This is a genomic window from Cellulosimicrobium sp. NPDC030954, assembly GCF_055571305.1.
On record NZ_JBVIFN010000004.1, the window covers coordinates 291,068 to 316,943 of the forward strand.

General features: G+C 72.7%; 22 protein-coding genes. 8 read left to right on the plus strand and 14 right to left on the minus strand.

Annotated features, from left to right (window positions below):
* Window positions 1-64 precede the first annotated feature (64 nt).
* The 5 genes from tal (at window position 65) to ACZ402_RS11195 (ending at window position 5,391) form a co-directional block, all read left to right on the plus strand.
* Window positions 65-1,204, plus strand: coding sequence for a transaldolase (gene tal, locus ACZ402_RS11175; RefSeq protein WP_375823741.1), 1,140 nt, complete (start codon window positions 65-67; stop codon window positions 1,202-1,204).
* Window positions 1,205-1,351: 147 nt separating this feature from the next.
* Window positions 1,352-2,893, plus strand: coding sequence for a glucose-6-phosphate dehydrogenase (zwf, locus tag ACZ402_RS11180; protein ID WP_375823743.1), 1,542 nt, complete (start codon window positions 1,352-1,354; stop codon window positions 2,891-2,893).
* A 112-nt stretch (window positions 2,894-3,005) separates the two neighbouring features.
* Entirely contained in the window at window positions 3,006-3,923 is a 918-nt protein-coding gene (gene opcA / locus ACZ402_RS11185) for a glucose-6-phosphate dehydrogenase assembly protein OpcA (protein ID WP_375823744.1), read from the plus strand.
* Entirely contained in the window at window positions 3,920-4,708 is a 789-nt protein-coding gene (pgl, locus tag ACZ402_RS11190; RefSeq protein ID WP_375823745.1) for a 6-phosphogluconolactonase, read from the plus strand. Before opcA ends, pgl begins: the two co-directional genes overlap by 4 nt.
* Window positions 4,705-5,391, plus strand: coding sequence for an O-methyltransferase (locus tag ACZ402_RS11195; protein ID WP_375823746.1), 687 nt, complete (start codon window positions 4,705-4,707; stop codon window positions 5,389-5,391). The genes pgl and ACZ402_RS11195 overlap by 4 nt, the downstream gene beginning before the upstream one ends.
* A gap of 46 nt (window positions 5,392-5,437) precedes the next feature.
* Here the strand turns inward: ACZ402_RS11195 and ACZ402_RS11200 are convergent, their stop codons facing one another.
* The 9 genes from ACZ402_RS11200 to uvrC form a co-directional block, all read right to left on the minus strand.
* Window positions 5,438-5,785, minus strand: coding sequence for an RNA polymerase-binding protein RbpA (locus tag ACZ402_RS11200; RefSeq protein WP_047232819.1), 348 nt, complete (start codon window positions 5,783-5,785; stop codon window positions 5,438-5,440).
* A gap of 134 nt (window positions 5,786-5,919) precedes the next feature.
* Complete coding sequence (secG, locus tag ACZ402_RS11205) at window positions 5,920-6,162, minus strand: preprotein translocase subunit SecG (RefSeq protein ID WP_375823747.1); 243 nt, start codon at window positions 6,160-6,162, stop codon at window positions 5,920-5,922.
* Window positions 6,163-6,369: 207 nt separating this feature from the next.
* A complete protein-coding gene (tpiA, locus tag ACZ402_RS11210; protein ID WP_375823816.1) occupies window positions 6,370-7,143 on the minus strand; it encodes a triose-phosphate isomerase in 774 nt (257 codons plus the stop codon).
* Between the two features lie 107 nt (window positions 7,144-7,250).
* The gene (locus ACZ402_RS11215) at window positions 7,251-8,450 is read right to left on the minus strand and encodes a phosphoglycerate kinase (protein ID WP_375823748.1); all 1,200 of its coding nucleotides are present in this window, start codon (window positions 8,448-8,450) and stop codon (window positions 7,251-7,253) included.
* 158 nt (window positions 8,451-8,608) lie between these two features.
* Complete coding sequence (gap, locus tag ACZ402_RS11220; RefSeq protein ID WP_087472154.1) at window positions 8,609-9,613, minus strand: type I glyceraldehyde-3-phosphate dehydrogenase; 1,005 nt, start codon at window positions 9,611-9,613, stop codon at window positions 8,609-8,611.
* A 353-nt stretch (window positions 9,614-9,966) separates the two neighbouring features.
* On the minus strand, window positions 9,967-10,947 hold the full coding sequence (gene whiA, locus ACZ402_RS11225; protein WP_047232822.1) for a DNA-binding protein WhiA: 981 nt from the start codon (window positions 10,945-10,947) through the stop codon (window positions 9,967-9,969).
* A gap of 85 nt (window positions 10,948-11,032) precedes the next feature.
* A complete protein-coding gene (locus ACZ402_RS11230; protein ID WP_375823749.1) occupies window positions 11,033-11,998 on the minus strand; it encodes a gluconeogenesis factor YvcK family protein in 966 nt (321 codons plus the stop codon).
* A 3-nt stretch (window positions 11,999-12,001) separates the two neighbouring features.
* On the minus strand, window positions 12,002-12,988 hold the full coding sequence (gene rapZ / locus ACZ402_RS11235) for an RNase adapter RapZ (RefSeq protein ID WP_375823750.1): 987 nt from the start codon (window positions 12,986-12,988) through the stop codon (window positions 12,002-12,004).
* Window positions 12,989-13,008: 20 nt separating this feature from the next.
* Window positions 13,009-15,222: an excinuclease ABC subunit UvrC gene (uvrC, locus tag ACZ402_RS11240; protein WP_375823751.1), complete on the minus strand. Its 2,214-nt coding sequence runs from the start codon at window positions 15,220-15,222 to the stop codon at window positions 13,009-13,011.
* A 116-nt stretch (window positions 15,223-15,338) separates the two neighbouring features.
* On the opposite strand from uvrC, the gene ACZ402_RS11245 reads away from it, so the two are divergent.
* Window positions 15,339-15,824 (plus strand): OsmC family protein, encoded by a 486-nt coding sequence (locus tag ACZ402_RS11245; RefSeq protein ID WP_375823752.1) that lies wholly within the window; start codon window positions 15,339-15,341, stop codon window positions 15,822-15,824.
* A 103-nt stretch (window positions 15,825-15,927) separates the two neighbouring features.
* On the opposite strand, the gene uvrA is transcribed toward ACZ402_RS11245, so the two are convergent.
* Entirely contained in the window at window positions 15,928-18,912 is a 2,985-nt protein-coding gene (uvrA, locus tag ACZ402_RS11250) for an excinuclease ABC subunit UvrA (RefSeq protein WP_375823753.1), read from the minus strand.
* Between the two features lie 121 nt (window positions 18,913-19,033).
* Between uvrA and ACZ402_RS11255 the strand changes: the two genes are divergently transcribed.
* Both ACZ402_RS11255 and ACZ402_RS11260 read left to right on the plus strand, forming a co-directional pair.
* Window positions 19,034-19,741: an MBL fold metallo-hydrolase gene (locus ACZ402_RS11255; RefSeq protein WP_375823754.1), complete on the plus strand. Its 708-nt coding sequence runs from the start codon at window positions 19,034-19,036 to the stop codon at window positions 19,739-19,741.
* A gap of 91 nt (window positions 19,742-19,832) precedes the next feature.
* A complete protein-coding gene (locus tag ACZ402_RS11260; protein WP_375823755.1) occupies window positions 19,833-20,132 on the plus strand; it encodes a YciI family protein in 300 nt (99 codons plus the stop codon).
* 58 nt (window positions 20,133-20,190) lie between these two features.
* Here the strand turns inward: ACZ402_RS11260 and ACZ402_RS11265 are convergent, their stop codons facing one another.
* The 4 genes from ACZ402_RS11265 to uvrB all read right to left on the minus strand — a co-directional run bounded on the left by ACZ402_RS11265 (window position 20,191) and on the right by uvrB (window position 25,840).
* Entirely contained in the window at window positions 20,191-21,312 is a 1,122-nt protein-coding gene (locus ACZ402_RS11265; protein ID WP_375823756.1) for a protein kinase domain-containing protein, read from the minus strand.
* Window position 21,313: 1 nt separating this feature from the next.
* Window positions 21,314-22,444, minus strand: a complete 1,131-nt coding sequence (locus ACZ402_RS11270; protein ID WP_375823757.1) for a TerC family protein — start codon at window positions 22,442-22,444, stop codon at window positions 21,314-21,316.
* On the minus strand, window positions 22,444-23,448 hold the full coding sequence (locus tag ACZ402_RS11275) for a TerC family protein (protein WP_375823758.1): 1,005 nt from the start codon (window positions 23,446-23,448) through the stop codon (window positions 22,444-22,446). The genes ACZ402_RS11270 and ACZ402_RS11275 overlap by 1 nt, the downstream gene beginning before the upstream one ends.
* A gap of 283 nt (window positions 23,449-23,731) precedes the next feature.
* Window positions 23,732-25,840, minus strand: coding sequence for an excinuclease ABC subunit UvrB (gene uvrB, locus ACZ402_RS11280; RefSeq protein ID WP_375823759.1), 2,109 nt, complete (start codon window positions 25,838-25,840; stop codon window positions 23,732-23,734).
* Between the last annotated feature and the right edge of the window lie 36 nt (window positions 25,841-25,876).

Here is a 25,876-nt window from a genome sequence, read left to right on the forward strand (position 1 = left end):
CCGGGGAGCCACGCACGCCCCGGGGCGCACGCCCGCAGCGAGAGCACCACCGAGAGGAAGTCCGATGACGCAGTCCCCCACCGTCCCCGGCCCCATCGAGCAGCTCACGGGAGCGGGAGTGTCGATCTGGCTCGACGACCTCTCCCGAGAACGGCTGCGCACCGGCAACCTCGCCGACCTCGTGGCGACGCGCGGCGTCGTCGGCGTGACCACGAACCCCACGATCTTCGCGTCGGCGCTCGCGAAGGGCGACGCCTACGACGCCCAGCTCGCCGAGCTCGCGCCCGCCGGCGTGGACGACGCGGCGGTCGAGGCCGCCGTCGAGCGGATCACGACGGACGACGTGCGCGCCGCCGCGGACCTGCTGCGCCCGGTCTACGACGCGACCGACGGCGTCGACGGGCGCGTGTCGATCGAGGTCGACCCCCGCCTCGCGCACGACGCCGACAAGACGGTCGTCACGGCCGAGCGGCTGTGGGCCACCATCGACCGGCCCAACGTCTACATCAAGATCCCCGCGACGGTCGCCGGGCTCGACGCGATCTCCCGCACCCTCGCGCAGGGCATCAGCGTGAACGTGACGCTCATCTTCTCGCTCGCGCGCTACCGCGCCGTCATGGACGCCTTCGCGATCGGGCTCGAGCAGGCGCGGGCGGACGGCATCGACCTCGCGCCCGTCGGCTCCGTCGCGTCGTTCTTCGTCTCGCGCGTGGACACCGCGGTGGACGCCGCGCTCGAGAAGGTCGGCACCCCGGAGGCGCTCGACCTGCGCGGGCAGTCCGCGATCGCGAACGCGCGCCTCGCGTTCGAGGCGTACGAGGAGTTCCGCCAGACCGACCGGTGGCGCTCGCTCGCCGCGTCCGGCGCGCGCCCGCAGCGCCCGCTGTGGGCCTCGACCGGCGTGAAGAACCCCGAGTACCGCGACACGATGTACGTCGACGAGCTCGTCACCGACGGGATCGTCAACACCATGCCCGAGGCGACGCTGCAGGCGTTCGCCGACCACGGCGTCGTCACGGGCGACACGGTCACCGGCACCGCCGCCGCCTCCCGCCGCACCCTGGAGACCGTCGAGTCCTTCGGCGTCTCGCTCGTCGAGGTCACCGACCGCCTCGAGGAGGAGGGCGTGCGCAAGTTCGAGGACAGCTGGACCGACCTCCTCGCCACGACGCGCGACGGCCTGCGCGACGCCGCCGGCTCCTGACCCACCGACGCGTGCCCGCCCCGGCGGGCACGCGTCCGACCTGCGGGAACGACGGCGCGCCAGCGCGAGCCGCCCGTATCATCCGCACACGCCTCAGTCCTTCTGCAGTCCTCCCGACCCCTCCTCGAAACGGAACGGTGCCACCAGGTGAGACCGGCCAAGATCACGCCAGAGCACAACCCGCTGCGCGACCCCCTCGACCTGCGCCTGCCCCGGATCGCGGGCCCCTGCGGGCTCGTCATCTTCGGCGTCACGGGCGACCTCGCCCGCAAGAAGCTCATGCCCGCGGTGTACGACCTGGCCAACCGCGGCCTGCTCCCCCCGGGCTTCGCGCTCACAGGCTTCGCGCGCCGCGACTGGGAGGACCAGGACTTCGCGCAGGTCGTGCACGACGCCGTCAAGGAGCACGCGCGCACGCCCTTCCGTGAGGCGACGTGGCGGCAGCTCGCCGAGGGGATCCGGTTCGTGCAGGGCACGTTCGACGACGAGGACGCCTTCGAGCGCCTGCGCGAGACCGTCGAGACGCTGGACGCCGAGCGCGGCACGGGCGGCAACCACGCCTTCTACCTCTCGGTGCCGCCGAGCGCGTTCCCGGTCGTGTGCCGGCAGCTCTCCCGCTCCGGGCTCTCCCGCTCCGAAGGAGACGCCTGGCGCCGTGTCGTCATCGAGAAGCCCTTCGGCCACGACCTCGAGAGCGCCCGCGAGCTGGACGCCGTCGTGTCGGAGGTCTTCCCGCCCGACTCGGTGTTCCGCATCGACCACTACCTCGGCAAGGAGACGGTCCAGAACCTCCTCGCCCTGCGCTTCGCCAACCAGATGTTCGAGCCCATCTGGAACGCCAACTACGTGGACCACGTGCAGATCACGATGGCCGAGGACATCGGCATCGGCGGCCGCGCGGGCTACTACGACGGCATCGGCGCCGCGCGCGACGTCATCCAGAACCACCTGCTCCAGCTCCTCGCGCTCGTCGCGATGGAGGAGCCCGTGTCGTTCGACGCGCCGTCGCTGCGCGCCGAGAAGATCAAGGCGCTGTCGGCCGTGCGCCTGCCGCGCGAGCTGTCCAAGCACACCGCGCGCGGCCAGTACGCCGCCGGGTGGCAGGGCGGCGAGGAGGTCATCGGCTTCCTCGACGAGGACGGCATCCCCGCGGACTCGACGACCGAGACCTACGCCGCGATCCGCGTGGACATCGACAACCGCCGCTGGGCGGGCGTCCCGTTCTACCTCCGCACGGGCAAGCGCCTCGGGCGTCGCGTGACCGAGGTCGCCGTCGTCTTCAAGAAGGCCCCGCACCTGCCGTTCGAGACCTCGCAGGCCTCCGACCTGGGCAACAACGCGCTCGTCATCCGCGTCCAGCCCGACGAGGGCGTGACGATGCGGTTCGGCGCGAAGGTCCCCGGCACCGCGATGGAGGTCCGCGACGTCACGATGGACTTCGGGTACGGGCACGCGTTCACCGAGTCCTCCCCCGAGGCCTACGAGCGGCTCATCCTCGACGTGCTGCTCGGCGACCCGCCGCTCTTCCCGACGCGCGAGGAGGTCGAGCTCTCGTGGAAGATCCTCGACCCGATCACCGCCCACTGGGCCTCCCGCGGCACGCCCGACCAGTACCGGTCCGGCACGTGGGGGCCCGAGTCGGCCGACGCGATGCTCGCGCGCGACGGCCGCTCGTGGCGGCGCCCGTGACGGCCGCCGCCCCGGCGCCGGCCCCGCGGAGCGCGGCGCCCCTGAGAGAGACCCCCCGACCCCGTCGTGCGCCGCAGGGCCGCACGACCTCCCGACCGGCGAGGACCCCGCGATGATCATCGACCTGCCCGACACGACGACGAACGCGGTGAACAAGCGCCTCGTGCGGCTGCGCGACGAGGGCGGCGCGATCGCGCTCGGCCGCGTCCTCACGCTCGTCGTCATCGCGCGCGAGTCCGACGTCGAGACGTCGATCGAGGCCGCGAACGACGCGAGCCGTGAGCACCCGTGCCGCGTCATCGTCGTGGCGCCGTCCGGCCGGAGCACCGTCCCGCACCTCGACGCCCAGATCCGCGTGGGCGGCGACGCCGGCGCGTCCGAGGTCGTCGTGCTGCGGACCGCGGGGCCCCTGCTCGAGCACGCCGACACGCTCGTCATGCCGCTCCTGCTCCCGGACGCGCCGATCGTGGTGTGGTGGCCGGGCCAGCCCCCCGCGTCGGTCGACGACGACCCGGTCGGCGCGATGGCCCAGCGCCGCATCACCGACTCGATCACGTCCAAGGACCCCGAGGCGACGCTCGCGCAGCTCGCGACGACGTACGGCCCCGGGGACTCCGACCTCGCGTGGGCGCGCGTGACGCTGTGGCGCGGCCTCATCGCCGCAGCGCTCGACCAGCCGCCGTACGAGCCGGTGACGAACGTCCTGGTCGAGGGGCAGGCGAAGCACACCTCGCTCGACCTGCTCGCGGCGTGGCTCGGCTCTCGGCTGCGCTGCCCCTCGCAGGTCGTGCGCCGTCGCGGGGCCGAGGCGATCACGCGCGTCACGCTCGAGCGCAAGAGCGGGCCGATCATCCTCGACCGCCCCGACGGGCGCATCGTGACGATCAGCCAGCCGGGCAAGCCCGACCGCCGCGTCGCACTGCCCATCCGGACGCTGAGCGAGGCCCTCATCGAGGAGCTGCGCCGCCTCGACCCGGACGAGATCTACGGCGAGGTGCTCACCAAGGGCCTGCAGAAGGTGGGCGCGTGACCGCCGCCCGGCCCGGCGACGCGCACGCGTCGCACGGGCGTCTCGTGGTCGTCCACCCGGACGCGGACGTCCTCGCCGAGGCCGTCGCGTCGCGGCTCGTGACGCGCCTGCTCGACGTGCAGTCGGTGCGCAGCCCGGTGCACGTCGTGCTCACCGGCGGCACCGTCGGCATCGCGAGCCTCGCGGCGCTCGAGCGCCACCCGGCCCGCGACGCCGTCGACTGGTCGGGCGTGCACCTCTGGTGGGGCGACGAGCGCTTCCTGCCCACCGGGGACCCGGACCGCAACGAGACGCAGGCGCGCGACGCGCTGCTCGCCCACCTGCCTCAGCTCCCGGCCGAGAACGTGCACCCGATGCCCGCGGCCGACGTGGCGGCGACCCCCGAGGAGTCGGCCGCGGCGTACGCGGCGACGCTCGCCGGGCACGCGCCGGACGGTGCCGAGGTGCCCGCGTTCGACGTGCTCCTGCTCGGGATGGGACCCGACGGCCACGTCGCGTCGCTCTTCCCCGGGCACCCGGGGCTCGACGTGACGGGCGTCCCGACCGCCGGCGTCCACGGCTCGCCCAAGCCGCCGCCGGAGCGCGTGACGCTGACCTTCGAGGCCGTCGCGCGAGCCCGTCAGGTGTGGGTCGTCGCCGCGGGCGCGGAGAAGGCACCGGCCGTCGCGTCGGCGCTCGGCGGAGCCCCGGCGTCCGAGACCCCGGCGGCCGCGGTCAGCGGCACCGAGCGCACGCTGTGGCTCGTCGACGCCGCGGCGGCGGGCACGCGGGACGCCGACCGATGACGGCCGGCGGCGAGCACGTGGACCCCACGGCGACGTGGGACGCGGTCGACGCGTACTTCGGCCCGCTCGTGGGCGAGGACGACGTGCTCGCCGCCGCCGGTGCGAGGGCGCGCGCCGCCGGCCTGCCGGAGATCCAGGTCTCCCCCGCGCAGGGCCGGTTCCTCCAGCTCCTCGCGCTCGCCTCCGGCGCGCGCCGGGTGCTGGAGGTCGGGACGCTCGGCGGCTACTCGACGATCTGGCTCGCCCGCGCGCTGCCGCCCGACGGCGCGCTCGTCACGTGCGAGATCGACGCCGCGCACGTCGCGGTCGCGCGGGAGTCCCTGGCCGAGGCCGGTCTCGCGGGGATCGTCGACGTCGTGCTCGGCCCGGCCGCGGACACGCTGCGGGGCCTCGTCGACGAGGGCGTCGAGCCGTTCGACCTCGCGTTCGTCGACGCCGACAAGCCGTCGAACCCCGTCTACCTCGACCTCGCGCTCCGGCTGTCCCGCCCCGGCACGCTGATCGTCGTGGACAACACCGTCCGCGGCGGCGCCGTCGCCGACGCGGGGAGCACCGACCCGAACGTGCGCGGGGTGCGGGAGATGGTCGACCGCGTCGTCGCGGACCCGCGGCTCGACGCCACGGCCCTGCAGACCGTGGGGTCCAAGGGCTACGACGGGTTCGTGCTCGCGCGCGTGCGCTGAGCCGACGGCGAGGCGAGCGGCTCGGCCTCGGGCTCAGCGCGCCCGGTCAGCGACCGCGGCGGGCACGCAGCGCGGCGAGCGCCTCGTCGAGGATCGCGACGCCGTCCTCGTCGCTGCGACGCTCCTTCACGTAGGCGAGGTGCGTCTTGTAGGGCTCGTTGCGCGACGGCGTCGGCGGGTTCTCCCGGTCCTGCCCGGCCGGGAACCCGCAGCGCGGGCAGTCCCAGGTCTCGGGCGCCTCGATCTCCGCCTCCGAGGAGAAGCTGGGTCGCGTCTCGTGGCCGTTCGCGCACCAGTAGGAGACCCAGAAGCGCGGCGCGATCTCGCCGCGCTCGGACTCCCCGAGCGGTCCCGCCCCGACGCGCGACCCGCGGATCGCGTTACCACCTGCCACGTGCTCTCCCCCGTCCATGCCGTCGTCGGCACTCGATCCTGCCCGTACCGCGCCGTCCGGCGCGGCTGCCCCCTGCCGACTCCGCGAGCCCTGCTCGACCCCGGGACGCCCTCACAGGGCGCCCGAGGTCGACGTCAGCTCACCTTCTGGAGCAGCCCCAGGAGCACGATGACGACCGCCCAGACGAGGGCGAACGCCACGGTGATCCGGTTGAGGTTGCGCTCGGCGACGCCGGAGCTGCCCACCGAGCTCGAGATCCCGCCGCCGAACATGTCGGAGAGGCCGCCGCCCTTGCCCTTGTGCATGAGCACGAGCAGGGTGAGGAAGCCGCTGGAGAGGACCAGCAGGATCTGGAGGATGATGCGCAGCACGTCCACGAGTACGTCCTTGAGGCTCAGGGCCGTCCCGACCGATGTCGAGCGCGACCGCACGGTTGTCGTGCGCAGGCGTGACCTGCTGCACAGGGGACAAGAGTAGGCGACGGGGGGCCGCTGCGGCCAACCCCGGCCGGGGGCGTCTCACGCCACGGGCCGACGGCCCCGGGATCCGCTCCCGGGGCCGTCGGTGCGAGGGTCTCGCGGAGGTCAGGCGCCGGTCGCGTGCGACTGGTAGCGCGCGATCTTGGCGAACTCCTCGGGGTCGAGGCTCGCGCCGCCGACGAGCGCGCCGTCGACGTCGGGCTGCGCCATGATCGCGGCCACGTTGGACGACTTCACGGAGCCGCCGTACAGGATGCGCGTCGCGTTCGCGAGGTCGGCGTCGTACAGGTCGCCCAGGGCGCCGCGGATGGCACCGCAGACCTCCTGCGCGTCCTCCGGCGTCGCGACCTCGCCCGTGCCGATGGCCCAGACGGGCTCGTACGCGATGACGAGCGTCGCGAGCTGGGCGGCGGGGATGCCCGCGAGGGCGCCCTCGACCTGGGCCAGCGTGTAGGAGATCTGCTCGCCGGCCTTGCGCACGTCCAGGCCCTCGCCCACGCACAGGATCGGGGCGATGCCCTGACCCACGGCGGCGACGATCTTCTCGTTGACCTGCGCGTCGGTCTCGGCGTGGTACTGCCGGCGCTCCGAGTGGCCGATCGCGACGTAGCTCGCGCCGAGCTTGGCGAGCATCGTCGCCGAGATCTCGCCCGTGTACGCGCCCTCGAGGTGCGCGGACACGTCCTGGGCGCCGTACTTCAGCTCGAGCTTGTCCGCGTCGACGAGCGTCTGCACCGACCGGAGGTCGGTGAAGGGCGGCAGCACGGCGACCTCGACGGCCGCGTAGTCGTGCTTCGCGTCCTTGAGGGTCCACGCGAGCTTCTGCACGGTGTGGGTCGCCTGGTGGTGGTCCAGGTTCATCTTCCAGTTGCCCGCCATGAGCGGGGTACGGCTGTTCGCCACGGTCCTTCTTCTCTCTGTGGGGGTCGCACCGCCCGCGCACGACGTGCCGCGGGCGGTGCGTGAGGATGGTTCGGGAGGGGCGCTCAGCCCTCGAGGACGGAGATCCCCGGCAGGTCCTTGCCCTCGAGGAACTCGAGGCTCGCGCCGCCGCCGGTCGAGATGTGGCTGAAGCCGGACTCGTCGAAGCCGAGGATCCGGACCGCGGCGGCCGAGTCGCCGCCGCCGACGATCGTGAACGCGCCGTTCGCGGTCGCGTCGACGAGCGCCTGGGCCACGGCACGCGTGCCGCCCGAGAACGCCTCGAACTCGAACACGCCCGCGGGCCCGTTCCACACGACCGTCTTCGCGTCGACGATCTTGCTGGCGAAGAGCTGGGCCGACTCGGGGCCGATGTCGAGGCCGATCTTGTCCGCCGGGATCGCGTCCGCGGCGACGACCTCGTGCGGGGAGTCCGCGGCGAACGCGTCCGCCACGACGATGTCGGTCGGCAGGACGATCTCGACGCCGTTCTTCTCCGCGTCCGCGAGGTAGCCCTTGACCGTGTCGATCTGGTCCTCCTCGAGGAGGGACTTGCCGACGCCGTAGCCCTTCGCCGCGAGGAACGTGAAGACCATGCCGCCGCCGATGAGCAGGCGGTCGGCCTTGGTGAGCAGGTTCGCGATGACGCCGAGCTTGTCCGAGACCTTCGAGCCGCCGAGCACGACCGCGTACGGGCGGGCCGGGTCCTCCGTCGCCTTGCGCAGCGAGTCGACCTCCTTGAGGACGAGCTCGCCCACGGCGGACGGGAGCACCTGGGCGACGTCGTAGACCGACGCCTGCTTGCGGTGCACGACGCCGAAGCCGTCGGAGACGAACACGTCCGCGAGCTGGGCGAGGTCCTGGGCGAGCGACTGGCGCTCCGCGTCGTCCTTGGACGTCTCGCGCGGGTCGAACCGGATGTTCTCGAGCAGCGCGACCTCACCCTCGCCGAGCGCGGCCACGGTCTCGCGCGCCGAGTCGCCGACGACGTCCTGCGCGAGGTGGACCGGCACGCCGAGCAGCTCGCCCAGGCGGGCCGCGACGGGCGCGAGCGAGTACTTCGCGTCCGGCTCGCCCTTGGGGCGGCCCAGGTGCGCGGTGACGATCACCTTCGCGCCGGCGTCGGTGAGCTTCTTCAGCGTCGGCAGCGCCGCACGGATGCGGCCGTCGTCCGTGATGGTCGTCCCGTCGAGCGGGACGTTGAAGTCGGAGCGGACGAGGACGCGCTTGCCGCGCAGGTCGCCCAGGGAGTCGATCGTGTTCATGCGGTCTCCTACGGTTCGGTCGCCGTCGTACGGGGCGCCTGCCGAGGACCGGCCGGGCCCGCACATGAGGACGTCCGCGTGCGCGTCACCGGGCGGTGCCGGGACGCGCACGCGGACGCATGGTTGCTACGCAGGGTCGTGCTGCGTCAGCAGGTCGCTCAGAGCTTGTCGCCGACGAGCTGCGTCAGCGCGACGAGGCTGTTCGAGTAGCCCCACTCGTTGTCGTACCAGGAGACGACCTTGACCTGGTCGCCGATCACCTTGGTGAGCTTCGAGTCGAAGATGCTCTGGTGCGGGTCCGTCACGATGTCGCTCGAGACGATCTCGTCCTCGACGTAGGACAGGATGCCCTTGAGCGGGCCCTCCGAGGCAGCCTTCACCGCGGCGTTGACCTCGTCCACCGTGACCTCCTTGGAGGCCGTGAACGTGAGGTCCGTCGCCGAGCCCGTGATGACCGGCACGCGCAGCGCGAAGCCGTCGAGCTTGCCCTTGAGCTCCGGGAGGACGAGCGACACGGCCTTGGCCGCACCCGTCGAGGTCGGGACGATGTTCTGCGCGGCGGCGCGCGCGCGACGCAGGTCGCGGTGCGGGCCGTCCTGCAGGTTCTGGTCGCCCGTGTAGGCGTGGATCGTGGTCATGAGACCACGCTCGATGCCGATCGAGTCGTTGAGCGCCTTCGCGAGCGGGGCGAGGCAGTTCGTGGTGCACGACGCGTTCGAGATGATGTGGTGCGCGGCCGGGTCGTACTGGTCCGAGTTCACGCCGACGACGAACGTCGCGTCCTCGTTCTTCGCCGGGGCGGAGATGATGACCTTCTTGGCGCCGCCGTCGATGTGCGCCTTCGCCTTGGTCGCGTCCGTGAAGAAGCCGGTCGACTCGATGACGATGTCGGCGCCCAGCTCGCCCCAGGGGAGGTTCGCGGGGTCACGCTCGGCGAGGGCACGGATCTTCTTGCCGTCGACGATGATGTTGTCGTCGTCGAAGTCCACGCTCAGCGGGAAACGGCCGAGGACCGTGTCGTACTTGAGCAGGTGCGCGAGCGTCTTGTTGTCCGTGAGGTCGTTGACGCCCACGATCTCGATGTCGGCGCCCGACGCCACGATGGCGCGGTAGAAGTTCCGTCCGATACGACCGAAGCCGTTGATACCGACGCGGATGGTCACAATGCCCTCCTCAGGGCGCGCCGGTTGTCCCGACGCACACGGTTGATGCCGAACGATCACGTACGCCGTCGTACGCAGGTGGTGATCGCGCCCGTGCCCCGCTGCCCGGGATCCCGGCACAGCACCCTCCGTGCCCGTGGACCGTCACGGCGACAGCCGGGACCACCCACGCCCACGAGGGGTGTCAGCGAAGGAGCACGTCGTTGTCACCTGACGCATCCGAGCCTATACCAACACCACGACAGCGTGTGACCTGGATCCCACGGTTCGGGACCATCGTCCCGTCGGTGCATGACGTCCAGGTGCCGGGCCGGTCGCCCCGCGGGGCGCCGGGCACGTCGCGGGACGGCGGCTCAGAGGTCGAGCAGCTCGGGGCTCAGCCCCGCCTCGGTGTCCGGGATGCCGAGCTCGGCGGCACGCTTGTCGGCCGTCGACAGCAGGCGGCGGATGCGTCCCGCCACGGCGTCCTTGGTCAGCGGCGGGTCGGCGAGCTGCCCGAGCTCCTCGAGGGACGCCTGCTTGTGGGCGAGCCGGAGCTCGCCGGCCTCGCGCAGGTGGTCGGGCAGGTCCGGGCCGAGGATCTCGAAGGCACGCTCGACGCGCGCGCCCGCCGCGACCGCGGCCCGGGCCGAGCGGCGCAGGTTCGCGTCGTCGAAGTTCGCGAGCCGGTTCGCGGTCCCGCGCACCTCGCGCCGGGCGCGCCGCTCCTCCCAGACGAGGACCGCCTCGTGCGCACCGAGGCGGGTGAGGAGCGCGCTGATCGCGTCCCCGTCCCGGATCACGACGCGGTCGACGCCGCGGACCTCGCGCGACTTCGCGGAGACGCCGAGGCGGCGGGCCGCGCCGACCAGGGCGAGCGCGGCCTCCGGTCCCGGGCAGGTGATCTCGAGCGCCGACGACCGGCCCGGCTCGGTGAGGGACCCGTGCGCCAGGAACGCGCCGCGCCACGCCGCCTCGGCCTCCTCCACCCCGCCGGAGACGACCTGCGGCGGGAGGCCCCGCACGGGCCGCCCGCGCTGGTCCAGGAGGCCCGTCTGGCGGGCCAGCGACTCGCCGTCGCGCACGACCCGCACGACGTAGCGGCTGCTCTTGCGCAGCCCGCCCGCCGACACGACGATGAGCTCGCTCGTGTGCCCGTAGACGTCCGCGATGGTCTCGCGCAGGCGGCGCGCCGCGATCGCCGTGTCGAGCTCGGCCTCGATGACGACGCGGCCCGAGATGAGGTGCAGCCCGCCCGAGAACCGGAGCATCGCCGAGACCTCCGCCTTGCGGCACGAGGTCTTGTCCACCCGCAGTCGAGCCAGCTCGTCCTTCACCTGTGCCGTGAGCGCCATGCGGGACATCCTGCCACCGATGCCGACGCGTCGCGGCGGCGGGCCGGGCGCCCCGAGGGCCGTCCGGCGCGCCCCGGCGCGCGGATCAGCGGGCGGGCGAGCCGACGTCGCCGAGGAAGTCGTCGAACACGTCCCGGTAGGCCGCCGCCAGGCGCAGCGCGTCGTGCCGCGGCGTGCCGTCTCCGCGCCGCACCTGCCGCAGGAGGAGCCGCGCCCCCATGCGCGCGGCCGCTTCCGCGAGCTGCTCGGTGTCCTCGACGGCGGACGGGTCGGCGACGACGGCGTCGATCCGGAGCCCGGGCGCGTGCTTGTGCAGGGCCTCGAGGTGGTCGGTGGCGGAGAGCCCGTACGTCTCCCCCGTCTCGCTCGACAGGTTGAGGGTCACGCAGCGTCGCGCGCTGGTCTCGTGCAGGGCCCGCGCGAGCTCGGGCACGAGCAGGTGCGGCATCACCGACGAGAACCACGACCCCGGCCCGAGCACGACCCAGTCCGCCTCCTCGACGGCCTGGACCGCCTCCGCGCACGCGGGCGGGTCCGCGGGCACGAGCCGGAGCTGCTCGATGCGCCCGTGGGTCACGGCGACGTGGCTCTGCCCGACGACCGTCTCCAGGCGGTCGCCGGTCCGCACGTCGGCCTCGATCCCGAGCGGCACCGCCGCCATGGGCAGCACGCGCCCGCGCGCGCCGAGGAGCTTGCCCACCCAGTCGAGCCCGGCGACCGGGTCGTCGAGGAGCTCCCACAGCGCGACGATGAGCAGGTTGCCCACCGCATGGTTGTCGAGGTCCCCTTCGGACGTGAACCGGTGCTGCAGGAGCGCGCTCCACGTGCGGCCCCACTCCGAGTCGTCGCACAGCGCCGCGAGCGCCATGCGCAGGTCCCCCGGGGGCAGCACGCCGAGCTCGGAGCGCAGGCGCCCCGACGACCCGCCGTCGTCCGCCACCGTCACGACGGCCGTCAGCCGGTCGGACATGAGGCGCAGCGCGGAGAGGCTCGCGGACAGGCCGTGGCCGCCGCCCAGGGCGACGACGGCGGGGTTGCGCTTGGCGACCACCGATCACTCCTTGCCGAGGTCGCGGGCGGTCACGATGACGCGCTGCCCCTGCGCGCGCAGGCGTGCGGCGATCGCCTCGCTGATCGCGACGGAGCGGTGCTTGCCCCCGGTGCAGCCGACGGCGATCGTCACGTAGCGCTTCTCCTCGCCCAGGTATCCGGCGAGGACCGGCTCCAGGGCGCTCACGTACCGGTCGATGAACTCGAGCGCGCCGGGGCGCCCGAGCACGTAGTCGCGCACCGGGGCGTCGCGGCCGGTGAGGTGGCGCAGCTCGGTGATCCAGTACGGGTTCGCGAGGAACCGCACGTCGACCACGTGGTCGGCGTCGAGGGGCAGCCCGTACTTGAACCCGAACGAGACGACGTTGATGCGCAGCGTCTCCGGCGTGCCGTCGGCGACGGCGGCACGGACCTCGCGCGCGAGGTCGTGCACGGTGAGCTCGGACGTGTCGATCACGACGTCGGAGCGCTCCTCGAGGCTCGCGAGCAGGCGTCGCTCCTCGGCCAGGCCGTCGAGGATGCGCCCCTCGCCCTGCAGCGGGTGCGGCCTCCGGACCTGCTCGTACCGGCGCACGAGCACCTCGTCGGACGCGTCGAGGAACAGGATGCGGTAGAACACCCCGTTCTGCCGGAGGTGGTCGAGCACCTCGACGAGGTCGGTGAAGAACTCGCGGCCGCGCACGTCGACGACCGCCGCGATGCGCTCGAGCGCCGAGCCCGACCGGGTCATGAGGTCCACGAGCGGGACGATCATGCGCGGCGGCAGGTTGTCGACGACGTACCAGTCGAGGTCCTCGAGCACGGCGGCGGCCCGCGTGCGGCCCGCGCCCGACATGCCCGTGATGATGAGCACCTCGGCCTCGCGCGCCTCCGGGGGGTGGGTCGCCGCCTCGATCGCGGGGATCCCGCTCGGGACGGTGGTGGGCGAGGGCTCCGGCACGCGGGCGGGCGGCCCCTGCGGGCTGAGGTCCGGGGTCGGCTCCGAGGTCATGGCACCAGCATGCCAGCCGCTCACGCCCGGGCCGCGGCCCCGTCGCCCACCGGAGTGTCCCGCGCGCCGTCCTGCACGTCGTCCTCCACGCCGTCGCGCACGGCGTCCTGCACGGGGTCCGGGCGCACGTCGCCCTCGGCGGGCGACCGCTCCGCGGGGGCCGCGCCCGGGGACGGCTCCGCGGCTCCGCCCAGGGCGGCGACGACGGCGCGCGCCGTGCGCTCGCCCATGCCCCGCACGGTCGCGATCTCCTCGGCGCTCGCCGCCCGCAGGCGCTTGAGCGAGCCGAAGTGCTTGAGGAGCGCGGTGCGCCGTGCCGGCCCCAGGCCGGGGACGTCGTCGAGCGCGGAGGCCGTCATGCCCTTGCTGCGCTGCCTGCGGTGCTGGGCGATGGCGAACCGGTGCGCCTCGTCGCGCACGCGCTGCAGCAGGTAGAGCCCTTCCGACGAGCGCTGGAGGATCACGGGGTAGTCCTCCCCCGGGACCCACACCTCCTCGAGGCGCTTGGCGAGGCCGCACAGCGCGACGTCGTCGATCCCCAGGTCGGCCAGCGCCCGGGCGGCGGCCGCGACCTGCGGGGGGCCGCCGTCGACCACGACCAGGTTCGGCGGGTAGGCGAACCGCGCCCGCTTGTCCACGGGGGCGTCGGCGTCGACCTCGCCGCTGCGCGGCACGTACCCCGCGGCCTCCGCGGCCCGCTCCGCGCGACGGCCCGCGGCGTCGGACCCGGTCGCGACGTCGTCGGCCTCGAGGTCCAGCTCCACCTCGCCCGAGCGCGAGCGGTCGGACAGGTAGCGCTTGAACCGGCGCGTGATGACCTCGTACATCGCCGCGGTGTCGTCCGCGGCCCCGTCGCCGTCGGGCCCGCGCACGGTGAAGTGGCGGTACTCGCTCTTGCGCGCGAGGCCGTCCTCGAACACGACCATCGACGCGACCTGGTACGTGCCCTGGTTGTGCGAGACGTCGTAGCACTCGATCCGCAGCGGGGCGGTGTCGAGGTCGAGCGCCTCCTGGATCTCGCGCAGCGCCTGACTGCGCGTCGTGAGGTCGCCCGCGCGGCGCGTGCGGTGCAGGGCGAGGGCGTGCTCCGCGTTCGCGCGCACGGTGGCGGCGAGCTCCTTCTTGTCGCCGCGCTGCGGCACGCGGACGTCGACGCGCGCGCCCCGCAGGCCGGAGAGCCACGTCGTGACCTGCGCGGTGTCGGGCGGCAGGACGGGGACGAGCACCTCGCGCGGGACGACGTCGCGCGCGCCGGCCCGGCCCTGGCCGGTCCCCGGGTCGGCCGCCGCGGCCTCCTCGGCCGCGCCGTAGACCTGCTGGAGCAGGTGCTCGACCAGCTCCGCGTCGGTCACGTCCTCGACCTTCTCGACGATCCAGCCGCGCTGGCCGCGGATCCGCCCGCCGCGCACGTGGAACACCTGGACGGCCGCCTCGAGCTCGTCGCCGACGAGCGCGAACACGTCGGCGTCGGTGCCGTCGCCGAGCACCACCGCGTTCTTCTCGGTCGCGCGCTGGAGCGCGACGATGTCGTCGCGCAGGCGCGCCGCGGCCTCGTACTCCATCGCGGCGGCGGCCTCGTTCATCTTGCGCTCGAGGCGGCGCACGAAGCGCTGCGTGTCGCCCGCCATGAAGTCGCAGAAGTCCTCGGCGAGCGCCCGGTGGTCCTCGGGCGTGATGCGCCCGACGCACGGCGCCGAGCACTTGTCGATGTACCCCAGGAGGCACGGGCGGCCCGTCTGGTGGGCCCGCTTGAACACGCCCGCCGAGCACGTGCGCACCGGGAAGACGCGGAGCAGGAGGTCGAGCGTCTCGCGGATCGCCCACGCGTGCCCGTAGGGGCCGAAGTACCGGGTGCCGGGCCGCTTGGCGCCGCGCATGACCTGGGCGCGGGGGAACTCCTCCCCCATCGTCACGGCGAGGTAGGGGTAGGACTTGTCGTCGCGGTACTTGACGTTGAACCGCGGGTCGAACTCCTTGATCCAGGAGTACTCGAGCGCGAGGGCCTCGACCTCGGTGCCGACGACGGTCCACTCGACGGACGCCGCGGTCGTCACCATCGTCTGCGTGCGGTGGTGCAGGTTCGCGACGTCCTGGAAGTAGTTCGACAGGCGTGCACGCAGGTTCTTGGCCTTGCCGACGTAGATCACGCGCCCGTGGTCGTCGCGGAACCGGTAGACGCCCGGCGAGGTGGGGATCTCCCCCGGCGCCGGGCGGTACGTCGCGGGATCAGCCATGTTCTCCAGCCTAGGCGAGGCCACCGACGGTGCGGTGGCGGGGGACGTGCGGCGGCCGCCGCAACGCCGGCAAAGACGTGGTGTGACCTGCACCACCGCCCGCTAGGGTGGCGGCCATGAGTGCACAGCACGGGTACGCCGCCACGGTCCGCTGGACGGGCGCGGGCGACAGGGGCACCGCCTCCTACACGGCCTACGGCAGGGACCACGACGTGCTCCTCGAGGGGAGGCCGCCGCTGCCCGGGTCCGCGGACCCGGCGTTCCGGGGCGACCCGACGCGCTACAGCCCTGAGGAGCTGTTCGTCGTGAGCCTCTCGCAGTGCCACATGCTGTGGTTCCTCCACCTCGCCGCGGCGGCGGGTGTCGTCGTGCGGGAGTACGTGGACGACGTCACCGGCACCATGCGCGTCGAGTCCGGCGGCGAGGGGCAGTTCACGGACGTCACGCTGCACCCCCGCGTCGTGGTCGACGACGGCCCGGGGACCGACGAGGAGGCGCTGGCCGCGCTCCACCAGCGCGCGCACGACCACTGCTTCATCGCGCGCTCGGTGAACTTCCGCGTGCTCGTCGAGCCGGCGCCCGCGCGACGGGCCGCCGCCTGAGCACCCCGCCCGCCGTCGTCGACGCCCGCGGCGGCGCGCCGAGGACGCGTCGCCGCGGGGTCACGACCGGACGGCGTACCGGCGCACCCGCGTCGGGCACCGGCTAGGCCGCGGAGGCCTTGCGGCGGGGGCGGGTCGTGCCCTCGTCGGTCGCCCGGCGAGCCTTGGCCGAGCGGCCCTTGGCTCCCTTCGCCGCGGGCGCCTGCGCCGCGCCGGGCTTCGTCGGCGCACCGACCGGCACGGGGTCGTGCTGGTCGAGGATCTCCGCGAGGAAGCGGCCGGTGTGGCTCGCCTCGACGCGTGCGACCTGCTCGGGCGTGCCCTGCGCCACGACCTTGCCGCCCCCCGAACCGCCCTCGGGTCCCATGTCGACGACCCAGTCGGCGCTCTTGATGACGTCGAGGTTGTGCTCGATCACGAGGACGCTGTTGCCCTTGTCGACGAGCGACTGCAGCACGCCGAGCAGCTTGCGGATGTCCTCGAAGTGCAGGCCCGTCGTCGGCTCGTCGAGCACGTAGATCGTGCGCCCGGTCGAGCGCTTCTGCAGCTCGCTCGCGAGCTTCACGCGCTGCGCCTCGCCACCCGACAGCGTCGGGGCAGGCTGCCCGAGGCGGACGTACCCGAGGCCGACCTCGACGAGCGTCTTGAGGTGCCGCGAGATCGCCGGGACGGCCGCGAAGAACTCCGACGCCTCCTCGATCGGCATGTCGAGGACGTCGGCCACGGTCTTGCCCTTGAAGTGCACCTCGAGCGTCTCGCGGTTGTATCGCGCGCCGTGGCACACCTCGCACGGCACGTAGACGTCCGGGAGGAAGTTCATCTCGATCTTCAGGGTGCCGTCGCCCGAGCACGCCTCGCAGCGGCCGCCCTTGACGTTGAACGAGAAGCGGCCCGGCGTGTACCCGCGCACCTTGGCCTCGGTGGTCTCCGCGAAGAGCTTGCGCACGTGGTCCCACACGCCGGTGTACGTCGCCGGGTTCGACCGCGGCGTGCGCCCAATCGGCCCCTGGTCGACGTGCACGACCTTGTCGAGGTGGTCCAGGCCCGTGACGCGCGTGTGCCGCCCCGCGACCTGGCGAGCGCCGTTGAGCTCGTTGGCGAGGACCGTGTAGAGGATGGAGTTCACCAGGGTCGACTTGCCGGACCCCGACACCCCGGTCACGGCGGTGAGCGTGCCGAGCGGGAAGCTCACGTCGATGCCCGTGAGGTTGTGCTCGCGCGCGCCGACGACCTTGACCTGACGGCCCGGGTCGGTCGGGCGGCGCTCGGCCGGGAGCGGGATGCTGCGACGGCCCGCGAGGTAGGCGCCCGTGACCGACTCGGGCGCCTCCAGCAGACCGGCGTAGTCGCCGGAGTGGACGACGCGCCCGCCGTGCTCGCCCGCACCCGGGCCGATGTCGACGACCCAGTCCGCGGTCCGGATGGTGTCCTCGTCGTGCTCGACGACGATGAGCGTGTTCCCGAGGTCGCGCAGGCGCGTGAGCGTCTCGATGAGGCGACGGTTGTCGCGCTGGTGCAGGCCGATGCTCGGCTCGTCGAGGACGTAGAGGACGCCCACGAGGCCGGAGCCGATCTGCGTCGCGAGCCGGATGCGCTGCGCCTCGCCGCCGGACAGCGTCGCCGCCGGGCGCTCGAGCGAGAGGTAGTCGAGACCGACGTCGAGCAGGAACCCGAGGCGCGCGTCGATCTCCTTGAGGACCTCCGTCGCGATCGCGCGCTCGCGCGCGCCCAGCTCGAGCGTCCCGAGGAACGCCGCGGCCTCGCGCAGCGGGAGACGGCACACGTCCCAGATCGACCTGCCCCCGACCTTGACCGCGAGGACCTCGGGCTTGAGGCGCGCGCCCTGGCACACGGGGCACGGGACCTCGCGCATGAAGGCCTCGTACTTCTCCTTGGACCAGTCCGACTCGGTCTCCGTGTGCCGGCGCTCGAGGAACGTGATGACGCCCTCGAACCCGGTCGAGTACTGCCGCTCGCGGCCCCAGCGGTTCTTGTACCGCACGTGCACCTGGTGGTTCTGCCCGTGCAGGACCGCCTTCTTCGCACGCTCGGGCAGCGCCCGCCACGGCGTGTCCATGGAGAACCCGAGGTCGTCCGCGAGCGCCGTGAGCACCCGCTCGAAGTACTCCGAGGAGATCTGCGCCCACGGCGCGACCGCGCCCTCGCCCAGCGACTTCTCGACGTCCGGCACCACGAGGTCGGGGTCGACCTCGAGGCGGAAGCCGATGCCGGTGCACTCGGGGCACGCGCCGTAGGGCGCGTTGAAGGAGAACGTGCGCGGCTCGATCTCGTCCAGCGCGAGCTCGTGGTCGTTGGGGCACGCGCGCTTCTCGGAGAAGCGGCGCTCGCGCGCCGGGTCGTCCACGTCGGCGTCCACGAGCTCGATGACGACGAGTCCGCCCGCCAGCCCGAGCGCGGTCTCGACCGAGTCGGTGAGCCGGCGCTGCACGCCCTCGCGTGCCACGAGGCGGTCGACGACGACCTCGATGTCGTGCTTGAGCTTCTTCTCGAGCGCCGGGACGTCGGTGAGCGTGCGCACCTCGCCGTCGACGCGGGCGCGGGCGAAGCCCTTGGTCTGCAGCTCCTTGAAGAGCTCGGAGTACTCGCCCTTGCGCCCGCGCACGACCGGCGCGAGCACCTGGTACCGCGTGCCCTCCGGCAGCTCCAGGAGGCGGTCGACGATCTGCTGCGGGGTCTGCGCGGTCACGCGCTCGCCGCACACGGGGCAGTGCTGCGTCCCGGCGCGCGAGAAGAGCAGGCGGAGGTAGTCGTAGACCTCGGTGATGGTGCCGACGGTCGAGCGCGGGTTGCGGTTCGTGGACTTCTGGTCGATCGACACCGCGGGCGACAGGCCCTCGATGAAGTCGACGTCGGGCTTGTCCATCTGCCCGAGGAACTGGCGCGCGTACGCGGACAGCGACTCGACGTAGCGGCGCTGCCCCTCCGCGAAGATGGTGTCGAACGCGAGCGACGACTTGCCCGAGCCGGAGAGTCCCGTGAAGACGATGAGCTTGTCCCGCGGGAGGTCGAGGTCGACGTTGCGGAGGTTGTGCTCGCGGGCACCGGAGATGACGAGGCGATTGCTCACCGCAGCATCGTACGACCGACCACCCACATTCGCACAGGTGTTCGACGTCACCTTCGCGCGTCCTGCGGCGAACGCTCACCGCGGCCCCACCCGCGGTCGCCGGGCGAGGCAGACTGACCGCATGACGTACACCGGACAGGTCGTCGTGGGCGGGCGCGGCGACGTGCGCCGCCTCGACGAGGTCGAGGTCCGCAAGCTCGCCGTCGGGCCGCTCGCCAACGACGTCTACCTCCTCACGTGCCGACGCACGGGCGCCCAGGTCCTCATCGACGCGGCGGACGCGCCCGACGACGTCCTCGCGCTCGTCCGCGAGGGGTCGCCGACCGCGCGCCTCGACGTCGTCGTCACGACGCACCGCCATCTGGACCACCTGCGCGCCCTCGCGTCGATCGTCGCGGTCACGGGGGCCGCGACGGCCGTCGGGGCTCCCGACGCCGACGCCGTCGCGGCGGCCGCCGGCGTGCACGTCGTGCGGCGCCTCCGCCACGGGGACGTCGTCCGTGCCGGGGACGTCGTGCTCGACGTCGTCGCGCTGCGGGGCCATACCCCGGGGTCGGTCGCGCTCGCGTACCGCGAGCCCACCGAGGTGCACGAGCCGGAGGCCGTGGCGGGCCGGGTTCACCTGTTCACGGGCGACTCGCTGTTCCCGGGCGGCGTCGGGAGCACCGGGCGCGACCCGGAGCGCTTCGAGCGGCTCCTCGCGGACGTCACGGAGCGCGTCTTCGACCGGTACGACGACGCGACATGGGTCTACCCCGGCCACGGCGCGGACACGACCCTCGGCGCCGAGCGACCGCACCTCGACGCGTGGCGCGAGCGCGGCTGGTAGCGGAACCCGGCCGCGCGGCCCGGACGCCGCGACGACGACCGAGGCGCGGACCCGACCGCGCGTCGTGGGGTCGGCCTGGTTCACTGGCGCCATGCCGATCCACGCCGTCACCTACGTCTACGCCGACCGCGCCCCCGAGCTCGACGCCCTGCGCCCGGAGCACCGCGCGTTCCTGGGCACGCTCCATGCCCGGGGCACGCTCCTGGCGTCCGGCCCGCTGCCCGCGCACGAGGGCGCGCCGGCCGGGGCCCTGCTGGTCCTGGACGGGGAGACGCCCGACGCCGTCGCCGCGGTCCTCGACGAGGACCCGTTCGGGCGTGCGGGGCTCGTCGCCGAGCGCACGGTGCGCCCGTGGGCCCCCATCATCGGCGACTGGGCCGACCGCGTCTGACGGGCACCGCCCCGGGCCCGGCGCGCGCGCCCGAGGACGCTCCGCCCTCCCCGGCGTCTCACCCGGCGGGGCCGGGTACGGGCGGGCGGGTGCGGAGCCGGCGGATCGCCTCCCACGGGTAGGGCGTCGACCGGCTCTCCCGCTGGAACGCGCGGTAGAAGTCCCCGACGACCGCCGCGACCGGAGCGTACCGGGCCAGCGCTGCCGCGACCGCCGGCGGCGCCCCTGTCACCGGGGCACCGTCGGCCCAGGAGCGCACGAGTGCCGCGCGCTCCTCGGGCCCGCACCCGAACAGCGCGACGGCCAACCAGCTCACCAGGTGCGTGACGCTGTAGCAGTCGTCGTAGTCCTGGTGCGCGGCGACGAAGTCGACCTCGTCGGGCGAGAGGTCGAAGCGGGACGAGATCGCGAGACCGAAGTCGGCGAGGTAGAGCCGCTCGCCGTCGGTCAGGACGTTCTCGAAGTGCGTGTCGAGGTGCAGCAGGCCCCGCGACCTCATGAAGGAGATCCCCGTGCTCAGCTCCTCCTCCACGAACGCGCAGGCCCGCTCGGCGGCCTCGCCACCCGCCTCGACCTGGACGCCGAGCCAGTCGTGCAGCGTCTGCGGGACGTACTCCAGGAACAGCACGATGCTCGCCGAGGACTCCTGGAGGGCCTCGATCCGGCGACGCACCGCCGTGCCGCCGCCCCAGTAGGCGACGGCGCGCTCGACGTCGGCCAGCTCGTCGGGCAGCGGCCGGCGCGCGTCGGGGAGCACCCGCCAGTGGTGCATCAGGGGAAAGCCCTCGTGGTCCCCCGCGATCACCCAGCCCGTCGTCATGACGTGCGCGGCCAGCTCGCGCCAGGCGCCGAAGCCCGCGGAGCCGATCACGCCGACGCCGTAGTGGCAGAAGGTCGGGAGGTCGAACAGGTTCGCCGTGGAACGGACGTCGTCCGGCTGCCGCTCGAGGTCGGTCAGACGCACGCGCTTGACGAACACGGGCGTGCCGTCGACGTCGAGCAGCGCCGTCTCCCCGCCGATGCCGGCACCGACCCGCGGGGCGGCGTCCACGAGCTCGCGCAGCTCGCTGTCGCTGCGCAGCGACAGCGCGGTGGCGACCGCTGCGTGCGCGGCCAGGCGGGAGGCGCGGGACGCGCCGGACCGTCCGGGCACCGTCGCGTCCCGCGGCTCGCCGGGCACGCTACCGCCCGACGCCGTCCTGCGGACCGGTGCCCCACGGCGGCGTCTCGGCGGCCGGCGCGACCTCCTCCGTCGACGCGTCGGCCGGCGACTCGGCCGCGTCCTCGACGGGACCGGCGACGCCGCGCTCGGGGGCCGCGGCGGACGAGCCGTCCTGGGTATGCAACGCCCGCGTGCGCAGCAGGCTCGCGACGGTAGTGACGGCGAGCGCACCGATGATCACCACGAGCGACAGCCAGATCGGGACCGTCGGGACGGCGTCGAGGTGCTCGCCGCCGTTGATGAACGGCAGCGTGTTCTCGTGCAGCGCCTCGAGGATCAGCTTCACGCCGATGAACCCGAGGATCACCGCGAGACCGATCGGCAGGTAGACCAGCCGCTCGAGCAGGCCGCCCAGGAGGAAGTAGAGCTGGCGCAGCCCCATGAGCGCGAAGACGTTCGTCGTGAAGACGATGAACGGGTCCTGGGTGAGCCCGAAGATCGCAGGGATCGAGTCGAACGCGAAGAGCAGGTCGGTGCTGCCGATCGCGAGGAACACGATGACGAGCGGCGTGAAGACCCGCTTGCCGTCCTCGACCGTGCGCAGCCGGCCGCCGTCGTACTGCGTGCCCAGCGGCAGGACCCGCCGGAGCGCCCGCACCGCGCGGTTCTCGTGGTACTCCTCGGGCTCGTCCCCGCCGGCCACGAGCTTGACGGCCGTGTAGATGAGGAAGGCGCCGAACAGGTAGAACACCCACACGAACTGGGCGATGATCGCCGCGCCCGCGAGGATGAACGCCCCGCGCAGGACGAGCGCGACGATGATGCCGACCATCAGCACGCGCTGCTGCTGGTCCCGCGGGACCGCGAACCTCGCCATGATGATGACGAACACGAAGAGGTTGTCCACGGAAAGGCTGTACTCCGTGAGCCACCCCGCGTAGAACTCCCCGGCCGGTGCCGCCCCGCCCACCGCGCCGACGATCGCCCCGAACACGAGGGCGAGCGCGACGTAGAAGCCGACCCACAGCGCGCTCTCGCGCATCGAGGGGACGTGCGGGCGGCGCCCCACGACGAACAGGTCGACGAGGAGCAGCACCGCGAGCGCCGACAGCGACGCCCACTCGAACCAGACGGGAAGCTCGTGAACCATCAGCGTGAGCCCTCCGAGCTCTCGACGGAGCGCCGACGGTCGGCGCGGTCCTTGGCGAGGCTCGCGACCGTGGTGATCGTGAGCACGACGACGATGAACCCGAGCGACAGCGCCGTCGAGATCTCCGGGACGGCGGTGACATGCTCACCGCCGTTGATGAACGGCACCTCGTTCTTGTGCAGCGCGTGGATGAGCAGCTTGACGCCGATGAAGCCGAGGATCGCCGCGAGGCCGTACGCGAGGTAGACGAGGCGGTCGAGGAGGCCGTCGATGAGGAAGTAGAGCTGGCGCAGGCCGAGCAGGGAGAACGCGTTGGCGGCGAACACGAGGAAGGTCTCCTGCGTGAGGCCGAAGATCGCGGGGATCGAGTCGACCGCGAAGAGCAGGTCCGCGCTGCCGATCGCGATCATCACGATGAGCATCGGGGTGATGTAGCGCTTCCCGTCGATCTTCGTCGTCATCTTGTCCTCGACGTACGTCTCCGTCGTCGGGAACAGGCGGCGGGTCAGCTTCAGCGCGCCGTTCTCGTGGAACTCCTCGTCGTGGCCCGAGCCCGCCTTGACCTGCGTCCACGCGGTGTAGAGCAGGAACGCGCCGAAGACGTAGAAGACCCAGCTGAAGTTCTCGATGAGGGCCGCGCCGAGGAAGATGAAGATCGTCCGCAGGACCAGCGCGATCGTGATGCCGATGAGCAGCACCTTCTGCTGGTAGAGCCGCGGGACGCGGAAGCTCGTCATGATGAGGACGAACACGAAGAGGTTGTCGACCGACAGGCTCTTCTCGGTGATGTAGCCGGCGAAGTACTCCCCGCCGTACGTCGAGCCCCAGACGGCCCAGACGATGCCGCCGAAGGCCACCGCGACGGCGACGTAGCCCGCGGACCACCAGGTGGCCTCGCGCAGGCTCGGGGCGTGGGGCGTGCGCACGTGCCCGACGTAGTCGACGGCGAGCATCGCGAGGATCACGCCGACGGTGACGAGCCAGACCCAGACGGGCACATCCATGAAGATTCCTCCGGTACGTGGGGAGCACTGTGTACCGAAGGTCTCTTCCGCCACGCACCGCCACCCGCACCCGCACGAGACGCGGGCTGGTGGTTGCGGGACCGGTGACACCGGGCCGACGACTGCGCCGGCCGTGATGACGACATCACCGCGGAGGAATACTCCCCTTCAACGAGGAGCCAGCATAGGCCATCGCTCCTCCTGACGTGACAACACCACGCCACCGCGGACTGTTCCTCGGGCGCGCGTGAGCGGTGCGTCGGGGGGCCGGGACGGACGCCGCTCAGGCGGTCGCGGCCTGCATCTGCCGCAGCTCCTTCTTGAGCCCCGAGATCTCGTCGCGCAGCCGGGCGGCGAGCTCGAACTGCAGCTCGCCCGCGGCCGCGTGCATCTGGTCGCTCAGCTCCTGGATGAGCTCGGCGAGGTCGCTCGCCGCCGCGCCGGCGAGCCGGTTGCCCGACGACGCACCCTCCTTGGGCCCGCCCGGCACCGGCGCCTTGCCCTTCGCGCCCTTGCCCGGCTGCCGGTACCCGCCCGCCAGCAGCTCGGCCGTGTCGACGTCCTCGCGCGCGAGCATGTCCGTCACGTCGGAGATCCGCTTGCGCAGCGGGGTCGGGTCGACCCCGTGCTCCGTGTTGTACGCGATCTGCCGCTCGCGACGACGCTCGGTCTCCTCGATCGCCGCGGCCATCGCCGGCGTGATCTTGTCCGCGTACATGTGCACCTGGCCCGAGACGTTGCGGGCCGCGCGACCGATCGTCTGGATGAGCGACTTGGGCGACCGCAGGAAACCCTCCTTGTCGGCGTCGAGGATCGCGACGAGCGACACCTCGGGCAGGTCGAGGCCCTCGCGCAGGAGGTTGATCCCGACGAGGACGTCGTACTCGCCGAGGCGCAGCTCGCGCAGCAGCTCGACGCGCCGCAGCGTGTCGACCTCGGAGTGCAGGTACCGCACCCGCACGTCCTTCTCGAGCAGGTAGTCGGTGAGGTCCTCCGCCATCTTCTTGGTGAGCGTCGTGACGAGGACCCGCTCGTTCCGCTCGACGCGCTCGCGGATCTCGTGCAGCAGGTCGTCGATCTGCCCCGTGGTGGGCTTGACGAGCACCTCGGGGTCGACGAGGCCCGTCGGGCGGATGATCTGCTCGACGACGCCGTCCGCCATCGAGAGCTCGTAGTCGCCGGGGGTCGCCGACAGGTACACGGTCTGGCCGATCCGCTCGACGAACTCCTCCCAGCGCAGGGGCCGGTTGTCCATCGCGCTCGGCAGGCGGAACCCGTGGTCGACGAGGCTGCGCTTGCGCGACATGTCGCCCTCGAACATCGCGCCGATCTGCGGCACGGTCACGTGCGACTCGTCGATGACCAGGAGGAAGTCCTCTGGGAAGTAGTCGAGCAGCGTGTTCGGCGCCGACCCCGCCTCGCGGCCGTCGATGTGCCGCGAGTAGTTCTCGATCCCGGACGCGGTGCCGATCTGGCGCATCATCTCGATGTCGTACGTGGTGCGCATGCGCAGCCGCTGTGCCTCGAGCAGCTTGTTCTGCCGCTCGAGCTCGTCGAGCCGATCGGCGAGCTCGGCCTCGATCGAGGAAATCGCGCGCTCCATGCGCTCCGGCCCCGCGACGTAGTGCGTCGCCGGGAACACGTGGATGCTCGGCTCGGACCGGATCACGTCGCCCGTGAGCGGGTGCAGGGTCTGGATGCTCTCGATCTCGTCGCCGAAGAACTCGATGCGGACCGCGAGCTCCTCGTACACCGGGATGATCTCGACCGTGTCCCCGCGCACGCGGAACGTGCCGCGCGTGAACGCCATGTCGTTGCGCGTGTACTGCATGGTCACGAACTGCCGCAGCAGGTCGTCGCGCTCGACCTGCATGCCGACGTCGAGCCGGACCATGCGGTCGACGTACTCCTGCGGCGTGCCGAGACCGTAGATGCACGACACGGAGGCGACCACGACGACGTCCCGCCGGGTGAGCAGCGAGCTGGTCGCGGAGTGCCGCAGCCGCTCCACCTCGTCGTTGATGGACGAGTCCTTCTCGATGTAGGTGTCCGTCTGCGCGATGTACGCCTCGGGCTGGTAGTAGTCGTAGTAGGAGACGAAGTACTCGACCGCGTTGTTCGGCAGCAGCTCGCGGAACTCCGTGGCGAGCTGCGCGGCAAGCGTCTTGTTGGGGGCCATGACGAGCGTCGGGCGCTGCAGCTCCTCGATGAGCCACGCCGTCGTGGCCGACTTGCCGGTGCCGGTAGCACCGAGGAGCACGACGTCCTTCTCCCCCGCACGGATGCGCTGGGAGAGGTCCGCGATCGCCGTGGGCTGGTCGCCCGACGGCTGGTACTCGGAGATGACCTCGAACGGGGTGGTCGCACGCTGGAGATCGGTCACGGGACGCATGCCTCCACGGTACGTCGACCCACCCACACGGACCCC

Coding starts and splice junctions, on each gene's coding strand:
- ACZ402_RS11270 (WP_375823757.1), bottom strand. CDS start 22,444: ATGGTTCACGAGCTTCCCGTCTGGTTCGAGTGGGCGTCGCTGTCGGCG.
- tal (WP_375823741.1), top strand. CDS start 65: ATGACGCAGTCCCCCACCGTCCCCGGCCCCATCGAGCAGCTCACGGGA.
- ACZ402_RS11260 (WP_375823755.1), top strand. CDS start 19,833: ATGCCGATCCACGCCGTCACCTACGTCTACGCCGACCGCGCCCCCGAG.
- ACZ402_RS11245 (WP_375823752.1), top strand. CDS start 15,339: ATGAGTGCACAGCACGGGTACGCCGCCACGGTCCGCTGGACGGGCGCG.
- uvrC (WP_375823751.1), bottom strand. CDS start 15,222: ATGGCTGATCCCGCGACGTACCGCCCGGCGCCGGGGGAGATCCCCACC.
- whiA (WP_047232822.1), bottom strand. CDS start 10,947: ATGGCGCTCACGGCACAGGTGAAGGACGAGCTGGCTCGACTGCGGGTG.
- ACZ402_RS11215 (WP_375823748.1), bottom strand. CDS start 8,450: ATGAACACGATCGACTCCCTGGGCGACCTGCGCGGCAAGCGCGTCCTC.
- tpiA (WP_375823816.1), bottom strand. CDS start 7,143: ATGGCGGGCAACTGGAAGATGAACCTGGACCACCACCAGGCGACCCAC.
- ACZ402_RS11275 (WP_375823758.1), bottom strand. CDS start 23,448: ATGGATGTGCCCGTCTGGGTCTGGCTCGTCACCGTCGGCGTGATCCTC.
- rapZ (WP_375823750.1), bottom strand. CDS start 12,988: ATGACCTCGGAGCCGACCCCGGACCTCAGCCCGCAGGGGCCGCCCGCC.
- uvrB (WP_375823759.1), bottom strand. CDS start 25,840: ATGCGTCCCGTGACCGATCTCCAGCGTGCGACCACCCCGTTCGAGGTC.
- ACZ402_RS11255 (WP_375823754.1), top strand. CDS start 19,034: ATGACGTACACCGGACAGGTCGTCGTGGGCGGGCGCGGCGACGTGCGC.
- opcA (WP_375823744.1), top strand. CDS start 3,006: ATGATCATCGACCTGCCCGACACGACGACGAACGCGGTGAACAAGCGC.
- ACZ402_RS11195 (WP_375823746.1), top strand. CDS start 4,705: ATGACGGCCGGCGGCGAGCACGTGGACCCCACGGCGACGTGGGACGCG.